This window comes from Spirochaetia bacterium 38H-sp, from assembly GCA_039023545.1.
Classification (GTDB): domain Bacteria; phylum Spirochaetota; class Spirochaetia; order Winmispirales; family Winmispiraceae; genus Rarispira; species Rarispira pelagica.
On record JBCHKQ010000002.1, the window covers coordinates 72,684 to 87,935 of the forward strand.

General features: G+C 31.5%; 12 protein-coding genes. 3 read left to right on the plus strand and 9 right to left on the minus strand.

The window, feature by feature from the left end:
• Positions 1 to 5: 5 nt before the first annotated feature.
• Genes rpoD through map form a run of 8 tightly spaced genes read right to left on the minus strand, consistent with a single transcriptional unit; the run spans position 6 to position 10,943 of the window.
• A complete protein-coding gene (gene rpoD / locus WKV44_04220; GenBank protein MEM5947744.1) occupies positions 6 to 1,721 on the minus strand; it encodes an RNA polymerase sigma factor RpoD in 1,716 nt (571 codons plus the stop codon).
• On the minus strand, positions 1,711 to 3,495 hold the full coding sequence (gene dnaG, locus WKV44_04225) for a DNA primase (GenBank protein MEM5947745.1): 1,785 nt from the start codon (positions 3,493 to 3,495) through the stop codon (positions 1,711 to 1,713). Before dnaG ends, rpoD begins: the two co-directional genes overlap by 11 nt.
• Before the next feature lies 1 nt (position 3,496).
• The gene (gene mltG, locus WKV44_04230) at positions 3,497 to 4,522 is read right to left on the minus strand and encodes an endolytic transglycosylase MltG (protein MEM5947746.1); all 1,026 of its coding nucleotides are present in this window, start codon (positions 4,520 to 4,522) and stop codon (positions 3,497 to 3,499) included.
• 5 nt (positions 4,523 to 4,527) lie between these two features.
• Positions 4,528 to 8,532, minus strand: a complete 4,005-nt coding sequence (locus WKV44_04235) for an OmpA family protein (protein ID MEM5947747.1) — start codon at positions 8,530 to 8,532, stop codon at positions 4,528 to 4,530.
• The gene (locus WKV44_04240; protein ID MEM5947748.1) at positions 8,529 to 8,711 is read right to left on the minus strand and encodes a hypothetical protein; all 183 of its coding nucleotides are present in this window, start codon (positions 8,709 to 8,711) and stop codon (positions 8,529 to 8,531) included. The genes WKV44_04235 and WKV44_04240 overlap by 4 nt, the downstream gene beginning before the upstream one ends.
• Positions 8,704 to 9,669, minus strand: coding sequence for an MBL fold metallo-hydrolase (locus WKV44_04245; protein ID MEM5947749.1), 966 nt, complete (start codon positions 9,667 to 9,669; stop codon positions 8,704 to 8,706). Before WKV44_04245 ends, WKV44_04240 begins: the two co-directional genes overlap by 8 nt.
• Positions 9,670 to 9,675: 6 nt before the next feature.
• Entirely contained in the window at positions 9,676 to 10,116 is a 441-nt protein-coding gene (locus WKV44_04250) for a YkgJ family cysteine cluster protein (protein ID MEM5947750.1), read from the minus strand.
• 41 nt (positions 10,117 to 10,157) lie between these two features.
• Positions 10,158 to 10,943, minus strand: coding sequence for a type I methionyl aminopeptidase (gene map / locus WKV44_04255; protein ID MEM5947751.1), 786 nt, complete (start codon positions 10,941 to 10,943; stop codon positions 10,158 to 10,160).
• Between the two features lie 346 nt (positions 10,944 to 11,289).
• Here map and WKV44_04260 point away from each other — a divergent pair, with 346 nt between their 5' ends.
• The 3 genes from WKV44_04260 to WKV44_04270 are packed head-to-tail and all read left to right on the plus strand — an operon-like array spanning position 11,290 to position 13,506.
• Positions 11,290 to 12,195 (plus strand): HAD family hydrolase, encoded by a 906-nt coding sequence (locus WKV44_04260; protein MEM5947752.1) that lies wholly within the window; start codon positions 11,290 to 11,292, stop codon positions 12,193 to 12,195.
• Entirely contained in the window at positions 12,195 to 13,004 is an 810-nt protein-coding gene (locus tag WKV44_04265; protein ID MEM5947753.1) for a hypothetical protein, read from the plus strand. Before WKV44_04260 ends, WKV44_04265 begins: the two co-directional genes overlap by 1 nt.
• Position 13,005: 1 nt before the next feature.
• Positions 13,006 to 13,506 carry an HIT domain-containing protein gene (locus WKV44_04270; GenBank protein MEM5947754.1) on the plus strand — a complete coding sequence of 167 codons (501 nt, stop codon included), beginning with the start codon at positions 13,006 to 13,008 and terminating at the stop codon, positions 13,504 to 13,506.
• On the opposite strand, the gene WKV44_04275 is transcribed toward WKV44_04270, so the two are convergent.
• On the minus strand, positions 13,499 to 15,241 hold the full coding sequence (locus WKV44_04275) for a DUF5312 family protein (GenBank protein ID MEM5947755.1): 1,743 nt from the start codon (positions 15,239 to 15,241) through the stop codon (positions 13,499 to 13,501). The two genes, WKV44_04270 and WKV44_04275, sit on opposite strands and share 8 nt — an antisense overlap.
• Between the last annotated feature and the right edge of the window lie 11 nt (positions 15,242 to 15,252).

Here is a 15,252-nt window from a genome sequence, read left to right on the forward strand (position 1 = left end):
TTCTATTATTCTTCAAGATAATCTTTTAATCTTCTACTTCTTTTAGGATGTCTTAGCCTTCTTAAAGCTTTGGCTTCTATTTGTCTTATTCTTTCTCTAGTTACATTAAAGTACAATCCCACTTCTTCCAAAGTCAATGAATATCCATCTTCAAGACCAAAACGCATTTTTAAAACTTCTTGCTCTCTTTCTGGAAGAGAAGAAAGAACTTCTTTTAGTTGTCTTTGTAGAAGCGCATAAGCAGTTTGATTTGAAGGGTTAATTGCAGTCTTATCCTCAATAAAATCTCCCACACTAGAATCTTCCTCTTCTCCAATGGGACTTTCAAGAGAAATAGGCTCTCTGGAAACATTTTTCACAGATTTAACTCTGCTCAATGGCCAGCCCAACCTCTCTGCAATTTCCTCATCGGTAGGCTCTCGACCTAGAACCTGCATAAGTTGCCTTGCTTCCCTTTGCACTTTATTTATCTGTTCTATCATATGAACAGGAACTCTAATAGTTCTAGCCTGATCAGAAATAGATCTTGTAATAGCCTGTCTTATCCACCATGTGGCATAAGTTGAGAATTTATAACCTTTTCGATATTCAAATTTTTCAACAGCTTTGATTAGTCCTATATTACCCTCCTGAACAAGATCAAAGAAATGCAATCCTCTATTTGTATATTTTTTAGCGATACTGACAACAAGACGGAGATTAGCTTGAATAAGTTTATCCTTTGCTGTTTTCATCAATTCTTTTCCATAACTTATCTCTTTGCTTAAACTTAGGATCTCGTCGATAGAAGCTTCAAATTCTATTTCAAATGACCTTAACTTTTTTTCTGTAGTCTGAAACCTTCTTATTGCCTCTTTTATCTCTTCTGCACTCATACTCAAAGTTTCTTCTATGTTTTCCCTTTCAGCAGAAGAAGCAAGCCCCCGACCGAGCAATCTAAGCTCCCTGGGGCTTGATACCCCCAGTCTTCTTTCTATCTTTATTTGTTCATCCTGAAATTCTCTTACTTTTTTTGCAGTATCCAAAAACTTATCTTGAAGGAATTGCACCTCTTCTTGTTCCAATTCTATATCTTTAAGAAAATCAAGAAGCCTTTGCCTTTTTTCTTTTAGTTTTTGATCCTGTAGTATATTTTCTCCACGTTGAATCAGTTTCTTTTTTTCTTCATGATATTGCTTTAACTGTGATATTATTTTTTTTAGTGGTTCTCTATAAGCTTGTTGTAAACGTTTTTTTTCAGATATAAACTCTTGGAGTTCTTCTTTTGATAATCCCATATCCTCGGGATCTTTTTTGGAAAATATTTTTTGAGCTATTTGGAAAAAAAGAGATAACAGAATCCCAGACTTTTGTATCAAACTCTTGACAATATTTTCACCTTCTTCCATTTGTTTAGATAATACAACCTCTTCTTCTGCAGATAAAAGATTTTCCTTTCCTATTTCTCTTAGATAAAGTCTGATAGGATCATCAGAAGAAGTATCTTTTTCTGTTAAAAAAACTTTACTTTTCTTTTTTTCTTGAGAATCATCATTATCGGATAATACAATATTTTTATTTTCAAAAAATGCTAATACCTCATCCAACTTTTCTCCATCCAAGAGCTCTTCCGGTAACAATTCTGTTACATCATCATAGGTCAAAGACCCCTTCTTTGATGCATAATCCAAAAGTTTTTTTATAGAAGGGTGTTCTTCTATTCTCATTATATTATCTGCCATCACTTTTACCTCTTAGTTTTCTCAATTCTTCTTGCAAGTGCATTTGTTCCTCTAAGAGCTTTTTCAAATTTTCATCATCCTTTTCCATATTTAGCTTTTGCGTAAGCTCAGCTATACTCTCCTGTAAAGAATTAATTTTTATTTTTTTAGCGGTATCCATAATTATTTTTTTTGTATTAGTATCAAATTCTTCTGAAAAGATAGAGTCCAGAATAAAATTCTTCATATCGGAATCCTCTATAGCATCTATAATCTGCTCCATCTTCATATCCCCTGTACGATATGATTCTTCAAACAATATAAACAACCGTCTTCCCCAATCCGATACAAGATCGTCTATATTAATAAACTTTCTAATTTCTTTAAAATAAACAGGATGAGAACAAAGTGCTCTCATCATAAACATTTCATCTTTTTCTTTCGAATTTTTAAATTTCAAATACGAATTAATCGAAGAAAAAGATTTTATATCATTATTAATAAAATTTTTATAAAAATCATCTTTTAAAACAGTAATGGGAATTTTTATAACATTGGACAGGAGCTCAAAAAATTCTTCTCGGCGTACGGATGATTTTATACTGCTTATATACCCAAACATCTTCTTTATAACAGCCTCTTTAGTATCTCGAATAGATAATATAGTATTTTTACTGTATTTTTCCAAGATGTATTTAAAAACATCTATTTTTTTTTCAAAATGTTCTATAACACATGAGTATAAGCTATCCCCTCCTTTTTTTTCAAGTACGGATGCTGGATCTTCTCCCAAAGGAAGAGATATACAATATGGATTAACGCCTATTTTCTCAGCAATAATACCAGCCTTATACGTAGCTTCTAACCCTGCAGAATCAGAATCAAACAAAAAGAAAAAATCAGAAGCATATCTTTTTAATATATTGGCCTGTTCTATTGTAAAAGCTGTACCGAGAGGAGCAACAACATTTTTAACATTGGCCTGATGTAATGCTATAACATCAAAATATCCTTCAACAATAACAACAGAATTTGTTTTTTTTATTTCATCTATAGATTGATATAATCCATATAAACTATTTTTTTTCTTAAAAATCCCAGTTTCTGGAGAATTAATATACTTTGGGAATTTGCTATTATCAGATAATCTTCTTCCTCCAAAACCTATAACAATGCCTCTAGTGTTAAAAATGGGGAAAACCAATCTATCTGAAAACAGACAATAATCTGGTGCTTTTGAAGAAAACAATCCACATTTTTTTAAAAAATCTTTTTGAAACCCCTTTTTTAACAAGAAATTAAATAACCACCCTTTTTTAGAAGGACAATAACCTAACATGAATTTATTTATCATATCTGTAGTAAGGTTTCTGGACTGATAATATTCTAAAGCTTTTTCTGCTCCAGATATACCATTAATCAGAAAATAATTGAAAAGCTTAGCAGTTCTGGTATTAAAATCTTCTAAAGATTTTTCAATATTCCTTTCATAAGCATCAGATACATTTCTAATTTGTATGGAGGCCTTTTCGGCCAAAATAGTAAGCGCCTCATTAAAAGATATTCTTTCGGCTTCCATTAAAAATGCAAACACATCTCCTCCTTTATGGCAACCAAAACAATAGAACAAGCCATTTTCTCTGTCTACAGAAAACGAAGGATCTGTATCAGAATGAAAAGGACATATGCCGAAATATCTTCTGCCTTTCTGAGAAAGTTGAGTATACTCACCTACTATCTCAACAATATCTATTCTATCTTTTATCTGATTTATAATTTCTTTTGAAACACCCATTTCAATTTTTATAAGGTTTTAGATATAGAAATTTTGCTCTAACATGTTCCTCAAATGTTTTTGAAAAATAATGTTTACCTTTTGCAGGATCTTTCAAGACAAAATACAGAAAATCTGTTTTTGGCGGATATAAAACAGCTTTTATAGCTATCAAACCAGGATTAGAAATAGGGGCCGGCGGGAGTCCATAATACTTATAAGTGTTAAAAGGAGATTCAACTTTTAGATCATCATATGTTAATTCCAATTTGTTTTTTTCACCTCTTTCTTCTGTAAGTACATAGTCAATTGTGGCACATGATTCTAAAGGTATTCTCCTTTCTAATCTATTAAAAAAAACAGAAGCTATAAGCGGAGCCTCCTCGGGAAGTCGATATTCTCTCTCTACTATAGAAGCGAGAATTAATTTTTCATAAAAATCCTTGGACATAATATCTTCATGAGATATTAAAGTCCCAACCTTTTTAAAAAAATTATCTATTATTTTTGTGATTATCTCTTCTCCTGATTGTCCATATGAAAAAAAATAAGTATCAGGGAATAGATAACCTTCTAAACTATCAGAACTTAAGCCCAAGCTTTTTATAAATTTCTTATTAGTGATCAGAGATAAAAATCTTTCAGAATCAATCAATCTTTTTTTATCAAGCAATTCTGCTATCCGTGTACTAGTCCATCCTTCTGGGATGGTAACTTTTACAATCGCATTCTCGCCTTTCAAAATAATCTTGTATATTTCATACGTACTCATTGCCGGGGATAATAGATAGCCCCCTTGTTTTAATAAAGAGGCAGAGTTGTTTATCTTTGTAAGGATTCTAAAAAGTAAAGGGCTTCTGATTAAATTATTTTCATATAATTTTTGAGACACTTTAAATGCAGAATCACCAGAATTAACTATCACCAGTATATGGTTGTTATTTTGAGATTGTACCGGCAAGTTTAAATAATAGCCATATCCCATTAGCAAGGATATGGCTATAACAAAAAATATAATAATAGCAATAAAAAATTTTATTCTATTCATACAACCTATTCTTTTATCAAAATAAACTCAACACGTCTATTTTTCCACCTGTTTTTAATATCAGTATGAGGTACAAGAGGTTCCTTACCTCCTATGCCAGCAATAGTTATCCTTTGCTCATTTAACCCCATGCTAACAAGAGCATTTTTTACAGAGTCTGCTCTCTTTAAAGATAATGGTATAAGTTCCTCTACCTCTTCCCGTTCTGTACCGGAGATATTAACTGCATGCCCTTCTATTTTTATTTTATAATTTCCATATTTATTAAATATCTTAACAAGTTTCTCAATTATTTTTTTATTTTTCATTCCTTCTTCTGAGTCATCCATAACAAGTACAGAACTATTGGGTTCAAAATAGATACTTGATATTTTTATTTTCAGTCTATTACCTTCCCTTATGACTAACACGTCTACCGGAACTATTGTTTTTACAACAGAAGTGTTCCCAACAGCATCTAAAGCAGAGAAAATCAAATTATAATCTTCTGCAGAAGAGACAAGTTCTCCTGTCTTAGAGCGTCCATCCCATATTATTTGAGGAGCAGGAGTTCCTTTTCCCGAGAAGTTGGTAAACGGATTACCGTATGGATCTTGTATGGCTATATCCCAAGATACAATTCCGGATAAATCAGAAGTACTAATAGTAAAAAACACTTCATCATCTATCCCATCATTATCAGGAGAAAATGGCACAGGAGAGACATTTATCTCTAATTCCGGAGCAGTAGTATCCACTATAAATGTTTTTGAATTTTCCTGTATAGTTTCTCCTCTAGAAAAAACAACAGTATATCTGGCAGTATATATACCGTCTGATATTTTTCCGTTAGAGTTCAACCCATTCCATGTTATTTTCATTACTGATTCTTGAGTTTTTCCAGTATATGTTTTTTCTATAACTCCATTATTTATTAATTCCAAGCTCCATGATTCTACGGCATCAGCAGGTTCTGTATATATAGTAATTGTCTGAGTATCCAAAACACCATCGGAATTAGGAGAAAAAGCTTTTTCTTTAACAGTAACAAATACCTTTATGGGACGAATATCAACAACAATATTATCTACCTTGATACTGGTTTTATTTCCTGCCTTGTCCTGTCCTTCAAGCAAATAATAAAATTTTGCATATTGAATAACATTATCAGCAGAATCCTTACCTGACCATGAGAAAGATTCTAACTTTCCTGTCCATTCTTTTTCAATAATTTTATTATTATTTTCTTTTGATATAATAAACGCTTTCCAAGTAGCATTTTCATTGGAAGATTGGTTAAAAATACAATAATCTTTTTTACCATCATTATTGGGAGAGAAAATTTTGTTTTCTACCTTTAGATCTACAACAGGAGGAGTAATATCAACAACAATATTGTCAACTTTTGCATTCTCAATATTACCATTGGAATAATATACATTAAGTTGGGCAAAATATTTTCCCTCTTCCACTACATTTCCATTGTTATCCTTGCCATCCCATATTATTTGTCCAGGAACTATTTTATTACCAGCAAAAGCCTTAACATTTATCCCCTCAATATCTCTAATAATAAGTTCATACTTATCAACCATTTGCTGTGTTTTTAGTTGGGGATAAAAAGAAATGGTATCCTTGTTTCCATCGGAATTTGGCGAAAATGTATCGTAATTTACAGACAAAAGTACAGGGGTTTTTTCTGTAGAAAGAGAAAAGAATACAGGTTCACTTGTAAACGAATTTCCTGCTCCGTCTGTAGATTTTACAATATAATAATATCTTCCATCCAAAGCAAGACCGGTACCATCGGTTATACCATTCCATTGAAGTTCACCAGGTGGGAAATTATTCCATACAAAAGTCCTGACCTTTTGATCTTTATCCGTAAATATTTCTCCAATCCACCTATCCTCTCTCGATGAATTACTGTGTCTTATTATAAGCTCATCCTTTCTTCCATCGGAATTTGGTGAAAAAATGGGATCAGGAATATTGACACTCACACTTGGTGGAGTAATATCAAGATAAAAAACAGAAGTAGAGGCAGTAGGAGAGTTACCGTTTTGGTATCTTACTGTCAATTTGGCAACATAACCTCCTTCTGGCATAAGATTGCCATTGATATCCTTTCCGTCAAAGATAATAGAGGATGGAGGTATAGACTTATCTTCTTTTTTATACTTTAACTGATTATCATCTGTAAAAATTTCTAGTTTCCAGTTTACAATTCCTTTTATAACTGGCACGTCCAAATCAAATTTCAAATTATCGGATATCCCATCACCGTTGGGAGAAAAATATTTGGAATTTACAGTTATTCCCACAGGTGTCGGTTCCGTACTTATAATAATATTATCAATTTCCTTTGTTATAGAATTACCGGCTTTGTCTGTTGAAGACATAGTATAAGTATATATACCATCCGTACAAAGAACACCATTATTATCTCTGCCATCCCATTCAACATCTGATGGACTAGCGTCACGCCAGAAAAATTCCTTTTTAATATTTCCATTTTGATCTATTATTTTACCTATCCATAGTTCTTCTTCAGACCCTTTTTGTAGTATCTTTATAGTATCTTTTAGACCATCATTGTTGGGAGAAAATATCTTTGCATCCTCGGACTCTACACTTATAGAAATCTCCGGAAAAGTCTTATCAAGAATTATTAATTTCTTATCTGTGATAGTAATATTACCATTATCATCAGAGGCAGTAACATATACATAATATTTACCATCCTCCGCAATGTCGCCATTGTCAGTAATTCCATCCCATCTCAATTTATCAGGAATAGGAACTCCTTCTTTTGGCTTTAATAGTTGTTGAAAGAAAGTTTTTAAATTTTTATCTTGCGGTCTTTCTTCTTTATTTTCTATTGTTCTGATTATTTTGCCATTTTCATTCTCTATTTTTAGAGAATAATTTATTACATATCGTTGATCTTTTATTCCAAACGGGAACTCAAGATAATCATTTATACCATCATTATTAGGAGAAATATAAGTAATATCATCTAATTCTACAGTTACTTCTGGGGAATCTGAATCGATAACCCCCAAAGGCAGATTAAAACCGGTTGAAAATATCCAAACATCATTGCTTAATGGTAATAAAGAAAAACGTGGGCTTATTTCGCTCTTATTCCATCCATAATCTGCAAGAAGCCCTTTCTCTTGTTTAAAATCAATAGGAAAAGAAAAGCTAATTCCTACAGAAGGAAGGATATGCTTTACAGATGCACTAGCATCCAACAGCTCTCTTAAATTAAGAGTATAACCAGTATCAAATCTAAAAATATCCGATATCCCTATTCCCACACCACTCTTCAAAACAGCATTTTGGAAAAAAGGAAAACTTAGAGAATTAGCCCATTTTAGTGAAATTATATTATTTTCTATTATAAACGAATCAAATGTTAGAACAGGAGTATACAGCGGAGGGATGGATTCTCCGTTATTTATAGGTTGATATCCTTTTCCAATACCAGAAACTACAAATCCTACACGGCTTTTTTTGAAAATATCATTGTCTCTCAGAAACCATAAAAACCCTATATCAGAAAGCAGTCCAAAGTCATACACATCGGCAGTACCCATAATAGTTTTTACAGATACGCCAAAATTCAAATCATCAAAAATTTCTTTAGATGCGGAAAAACTTAAGCTAAAAGTTGAGCCCAAATCAATCTCATCCAAGCCTGATCCTATATATGATAAATATATAGAAAAAACAGCAAATCTAGAAGGAAATGAAGCGCCTGAGGAAAAACCATTTAACCCATATCCTGAAGGAGAAAAACCACCAGTATAATATAAACTCAATGATGTTCTCTGTTCGCTTGCAGTACTGGCTGGATTTATATTGGATACATCGGGAACTACATCTGACGCAAATGTAGAAGATGTTCCCAATAAAGCAGAAGAAGAATATTGATAAAATTCTTCCCCAATATAATTCATTTCCTGTCCATAAGCAGATAAAATTACACAACCCAGTATAAGAAGAATTAAAATTTTACCCTTCATATATTATCCCCCTCTTTTAAATTCATATACAATTTATCCAATTCATTCATCTGAAAAATATCCACCTTTTCATAAAGCCAATTTTCCAATTTTTGCTTTAATCTTTGCATGGTATCATCAAGTTTTTCTTCTTGATAAGATAGTAATAAATATAATCCAAGTTTTTCTTTATCAGTCAAGTCCAACACAATAAGTCTTATCCTCTTTTGCCAATTCTATTTCTAAAAGTTCATTTCCTTGATGTCTAGCATATTCTCGTGCAGCTTGAAGGTTTTGGAAAAGCAATTTATCATCATATAAAGGTTCATGATGAAACATAAGAACCTTCTTAATATTCCATTTGATGGCAAAATCAACAACAAGACTGAAAGAAGAATGGCCCCATTTGTATTTTTCTATGGATTCTCCCAAAGTATATTGACTATCAATTATTAAAAAATCAAGTTCATAAAAAAATTTTTTATTTCTAGGATTATCTATAAAATAATCATCTTCCAACTCCACATCTGTTGCATACATTATTTTCTTATTTTTATATTCCACTTTATAAGCATAACAACCTCCCGGATGTTCTACAGGTATAGGAGTAACAAATATATCTTTAATTTTATATGGGCTTTCTTCATTCAGAACAACAAAATTTTTACGACAAGCCATAGCATCCATAGTTACAGGGAAGTACGGACTTAACATTTGATTATAAAGATATTCTTTTAATTTTCTAACTGGTGAATAAAAAAAAGCCTCAACATCTTTTGAGTATAACTGCTGGAAAAAAGGCAACCCCATAATATGATCCCAGTGAAAATGAGAAAAGAACACATGAAAAGACTTACGGTTGTCTTTTTGTCGAGAAAGCCAAATACTGTAGTTTCTTATTCCAGAACCAGCATCAAACAAAAGAGAAATATTATTAGGAAATTTTATTTCCACGCAAGAAGTATTGCCTCCCCAAGTACCATATAACCATTCGGGAAGAGATGAAATAAAAAGCTCTTTATCCTCTTTTGTTCTAACATCATCTGAAGTGATTCTAGATACAACTGCTGAAATTTTATTTTTAACATCTATATCGGTTAAAGGCATAGGTAATGAGCCTCTAACTCCCCAGCACTTAATATTAATTTCCTTTTTCATAACTAATCAAAGTATTAAAGGAGGTTCCCCCAATCGTTTTTTTCTTATTGCTTCTATCTCATCATAAGTATATAATCTTCCATGGTTAACACCGGGACACGATTTTTCCAAGTCATCCCAGTTTTCCTGAGATAATAAGTACTCTTCCCAAAAAGGATAAGTTCTACACTGCAGAGGTCTAGCTTTGTATACAGCACAGCCACCATCCTCCCAGAATATACAATCATAGTTACTTTTCTCTTTTAAAGACAATCTCTTGAATCCAGAAAAATTTATTTCTCTGCAAAATTTATGGATAAAATCTTCTTGTGTGATTTTAAGGTGTTTTACTAGATTCTGAATATCTGACATTGATAAAAATACATATCCCGGTTCATATCTACAACATCGGGAACATCTTACACATTGAAATTTTAAACCGTCTTTATAAAAAACATCTTCACTCATATTTTTAAGAATATATCCTTTTAGAGCATTTTAGTATATAGTTAATCAAATAAGCCAATCAATTTTTTATCAAATATCCTATTACCTAGTGTCAGGATTTCTGCTCTATCTTCAAATATAGCTATGGTATGCTCAAACTGAGCTGTTTTGTTCCTATCTTTCATTATATAGGCAAAACCATCATCATGTCTTTCTACTGCAATATCCCCAAAAGTAACAACCGGCTCTATGGTAAAAACCATTCCAGGAACAATTCTTTCCCCAGTACGCTTTATACCATAATGGAAAACAGTTGGAGACTCATGCATATTTTTACCTATACCATGGCCTGCAAAATCAGGTATTACCTTGCAACCACATTGTCTAGCCTCATCTTCAATAGCTGCTCCAATATCTCTTATGTATCCACCAGGGATAGCCGCAGAAACTCCAGCCATTGTACAACGCCAGGCAGCCCGTATCAAATTAATATTATCCTCATGGGTTTCATCCACAGAATATGTCCACGAACCATCTCCATGCCATCCTTTATAACATATAGCAATATCAACCGTTAAAATATCTTCAGCCTTCAAAACTTGAGAAACAATTCCTCCATGTACAGCAATTTCATTCACAGAAATAGAAAGTGGTAAGGGGAACATCTTTTCTATAACAAGGGATGAAGATAATTTTGTTTTATTCAATATATAATTAACTGTCTCGATAATTTCCCCTGTTGAAATTCCCGGCCTAATAATAGTTCTCAACTCCCTTAAAATCTTTTCTACGTAGTTACAAGCTATCTTAATTTTTTTTATCTCATCATAAGTTTTTAAACATATCATAGCAGTTAACTAACCAGTTATATAAAATAGCAAAAAACTAAATAACAATAGGATAAAAAGTAATGAAGCCCAGAAAAGATTTAAAATTATCAAAAGTTTACTTTTCCTAAACAGAACCACATTAAATATTAAAAACAAAAACAATCCCATAATTGATACAGAAAAAACATATAACAATAATCTCTGAGTATTTACTTCTATTGTTTGATTCCCTCCGGATATAAACCATACACCTGCATAAAAAGACAACAAGGAAAAAGTTAACAAAAAAAAACTGAAATATTCTTTCTTTATATTCATTTTTTTATTTATTGCATAATCGTATTTAATATAGTATCAATATCGTATGAGTTATGAATATAGTAAAGAGCTTTATGACTCTCTAATCAAGTTAATTTCCAATAATATAATAGAAATAAAGCCAATACCTACGGAAATTGAAGAATCGCTACCTAATATAATGGAATTTGATGCTGTCGTTTTTGATATTTATGGCACACTATTTATTTCCGGAAGCGGAGATATTAGTATTGTCATGGGTAAAAGCAAGAATCATTTTTTTTCCGAAGTATTTTCTTTTTTTAATATAACCGTTAAAAATAAAAAAATAGATTATTCCTCTATATTTTATAATATAATAGAAAAACATCAGAACCAAAGAGTAGCTGATGGAATTGTTAATCCAGAAGTAAACATTCTTGAAGTATGGAAAGATTTTATTCTAGATTTAAAAAATAAGAAAGTAATAGATATAGAAAATATAACCAACGAACTGCTCACAGCTATAGCAGTAAAATACGAAATTCTTGTTAATCCTGTTTATCCTATGCCAGGAGCAATAGAATTTATAAACAAACTGAGAATGCATAACAAACTCTTGGGAATAATATCTAATGCACAGTTTTATACACCTCTTCTTTTTTATCTGTTTTGGGGAAAACTACCAGAAGAACTCGGTTTTTCTCATGACCTAATCATATATTCTTACCAAGAAAAAGAGGCAAAACCATCAAAAAACTTATTTTTAAAAGTAAAAAAAGAATTACAAAATCAAAACATCTCTCCGTCAAATGTCTTATATATTGGAAACGATATAAAAAACGATATATACCCTGCAAGCCAAATAGGATTTAAAACCGCCCTGTTTGCAGGAGATAAACGCTCTCTTAGATTGAGAGAAACAGAAGTGTCATTATCAAACATAAAGCCAGATTATATAATAAAAAATTTTAGAAATATAGGGGGTGGGTGATGAAAAAACTGGTGATAGTAATTATCTTAGCTCTCATCATAGGGATAGTTTTGTTTTGGGTTGGAAATATTTCTTTTTCACTATCTGATAATCAATATGCTGTAGTTTTTTCAAAAACTTCCGGCTGGATAGAAAAAACAATAGAACCTGCAAAAATAACATGGATATGGCAAAACCTCATCCCCTTTAACTGTAAAATATATAAATATAAAATTGTAAACAGAAAAAGCAGCATAGAAATATCTGGAACATTACCCTCCGGTGAGCTTTATTCTTCCGTCCTTCCATCTGTATATAATTTTTCATATTTAGCAAAGTTAAAAATCCAATACTCGCTTACCCCTGACAAAATATTACTAATAGCAAAAGAAGGCATATATCCGGAAAACATAGACGAATGGTATTCTGATATAGAAAAAAAAATAGAAGAAACGATATCCAGTAGCATATACAAATCCATAACAAACACTACATCCTCACCAAGTAGCTTTAAAGAAAAAATATTCTCTCTAATTAGAGAAAATTTACCAGACATAACCATAAAAGACATAATCATAGAAGAACTCAAGCTACCAGATATGGATATTTATATGCAAGCAAAAAAAATATACTTAGAAATACTCAATGAACAATCAAAAATAAAACTAGAACTATCAAAAGAAGAAAGTCTAAAATCAGAAAAAGATAAAATCATAATAGAAAGACTTCAAAAATATGGCAGAGTACTAAAAGAAAATCCAGAATTACTAGAATATTTTAAATTGAACCCAGCTAATCCGGATCCATTGGGTATTTTTGAAGGACTATAATATGTGCAGAAATTACTTATTTTCTTTTAATAAGATGCAATATTTTACCCAAAAAGAAAGCATAACAGGATGCATATTATGCCATATCTCCAAACACGACCATAAATGCGAAGAATTAGTCTTATGGGAAAATGAGTATTTTATTATATCTCTTAATCTTTATCCTTATAATCCGGGACATTTAATAATATTTCCCAAAAGACACATAGAAGATTTTAGAAAATTTAGCGAAACAGAAATTATGCAAATCAATAGAATAACAAAAGCCTGTTTAAACCTGCTGGATGAGACCTATCATCCGGCAGGCTATAATATTGGCTATAATATGGGACTATGCGCAGGTGCATCAATAGAACACATACATCAACATATTGTCCCGAGATATAAAAATGAAATAGGCATAGAAGAAATCATAGGAGGCAGTAGAATACTAGTAGAATCCCCCAGAGAAAGTCATAAAAGACTGCTGGATACAATAAGTGAGAAACACATATTTACTTAAAAAATAAATCATGTTCAGAATCTTTTAATAGATTCAAAAGCAAATCAAGACTTTTAATTTTATTCCTCCAACCATATACATATTCTTGAAACGGCTCATCAGATGTATAGTATTCTTCTGCAATATCTGTTATATCAGGTAGTATATCTATCAATCTGTCAAAAAAATCACCAAACTTGGATATTATACCCCTTGCAGCATTAACAATTTCATATGCTTCTTTACCTTTTTGATCTATAAGATGTCTTTGGACATCTGATACAGCAGTTCTGTCCTCAGATATAAACAATAGTCTACCATCAGGATTATCAAGAGAAAAACTCTGCTCAAAAGAAATCATTTCTGATAAAAAATCATCTATATCTTTATTTATAGAATTCAACACAGTTAATACATTTTTAAATCTAGTAGGAATAGCCTTAGCCATAGTCTCAAAAAAATCTCTTAACTCCATAATATACCACCTTTTAAAGACAGTAAAAATCACAGAGAAAGATTCTATATACATAAAAGAGTGAGGGAAAAGAGTTTTTAATCTACTTGTGGCAAAAGTATTTAAATTATCCATCCTTTCTTTTCCAAAAGGAAACAAAGAAGAATTAAGAGAAGATATGACATCCCTTATAATATCCAACACAGAATCATCATATTCTCCTATTATATGTAATATAAGAGACGAAGAATAAAAATTCTTAGCATCAATAGAAGGCACATAAATATAGAAACGATAAAAAGGATCTTTGTGAACAACCTGAAAAAAATCAGAAAGAGGAATTTTCTTATAAAAATTGATTGTAGCTTCTCGTAGAGATTTAAAAGCTGACTTTAGACTATCCACATCATAAAATTGCTTCTCATCTTTTTCTTTTTTACTTTGTATATATGAATAATAATATTTGAAAATTGCATCGGGAATATCATACTTTATAAACCTATTAAAAACACTAACAGCATAATATAAACGCTCTAGAAGGTGCTCACACTTACTAAAACCAACCTCTCTCAAAGTCGAAAAATCAGATACAGTATCAGGATCACTTACATTAAATAAGTTATAGAATAAACCATAGGGAAAAAAAACCAAATTTCTTGCTGCAAACAAGGGTAAAAGATTATAATCCATATCCCTAAAAATCTCTTTTGGAATAGATTCCAAATATGATTCTATCTTTTTCCGCAATATTTTCTTCACGTTCTCTCTCGATTTTCCCTCTAAAAACAGATTAAAAATTTCCTCTCGTGAGATAAAATCAAAAAGCTCTTTTTTACAAGAAGGAATCATCGTATTTAACGTTTCATGGATCAATTCTACAAAAAAAGATTTGTCCCCCCATAAAGTTCTATAAAAGTCCAATAAAAATCTGGAAGAAATATCAAGAGCAATCAAATACTCCAGAAACCCCGGCTTTATGGAAAATGTCCTAAGATTGAACATATCAAAAGCTAACCTGTTTATTTTTTTTCTTTTTTTAGAAAGATAGAGTTGTAAAAAAGCCTCTTCTTTGGAGCGAGCAGTAAACAAATTTCTAAACCACAAAACTATTCTCTCAAAAATAGAAAGCTCTCTCATCTTTTGCAAAATGACAAACTCTCTCTGTTCTTCAGAAAAAATTTTAGGATATATAGGCTCTCCTTTATCATCATTGACTCCAAAGAGAGAACTCTCTATTTTCTTCAACAAATCTTTTCTTTCTTCTGGAGCAAGGCTGTGTGCCAGCTCTTCTAATGTAGGCATAAACACTCCTG